The following is a 621-nucleotide window of genomic DNA, read 5'->3' as shown; positions in this document are numbered from 1 at the left end:
GCAGCAGGGCGACGTCGCCGGTCGGCGGCGGCATCGACTCCAGGAAACGGGGGTCACGCAGCCGGGCGCAAAGCTCCTCGCCCGTCACTCCGCCGCCACGCCGAGAGCGGGGTCCTCGTCGATCGGGAAGAAGACTCCCTCGCTCCAGACGCCCATGATCTGCCGGTCCTCGATACGCTCGGTCACGGAGAGGGCCACCATCTCGTAGAAGACGGGCCGGGCGATCCGGGCCTCGAGTCCCGGCCGGACCGTGATGTAGGGGCGCGGCTCGCGCGTCCGGGGGTCGATCTGGATGCGGATCGGGTGCTCCGCGTTGCAGGGGATCACCTCGTCGCAATTGGTGCGGAAGCTGAGGCACTGCCGGATCGGCCCGCCATCGCCGCAATCGCAGTCCCGCCAGACCATCTCGACCGCCACGAAAGGCGCGTCCTCGACGGTGATCCAGCCCTTTTCCACAGGGGTCTCAAGCAGATAGCCGCCGCAGGCCTCGCGCTTCAGCACCGAGGCAAAGAGGCAGACCAGCTCCTTCCGGTTGATCGGGCTGCCCTTGTAGAACCAGGTCCCGTCCCGGGCGATCCGCATGTCGATGCGCCCGTTGTCGTGCTTCTGCCGCCCCTGATT

General features: G+C 68.3%; 1 protein-coding gene. It reads right to left on the bottom strand.

What is annotated here, in order from left to right; all coding sequences use genetic code 11:
- Positions 1-84: 84 nt before the first annotated feature.
- On the bottom strand, positions 85-621 hold a 537-nt coding region (locus AC1DWF_RS36025; RefSeq protein ID WP_476843242.1), incomplete at its 5' end, for a DUF1285 domain-containing protein.

This window comes from Aminobacter sp. P4_D5 (assembly GCF_056401815.1).
This window is presented reverse-complemented; position numbering and strand designations above follow the sequence as displayed.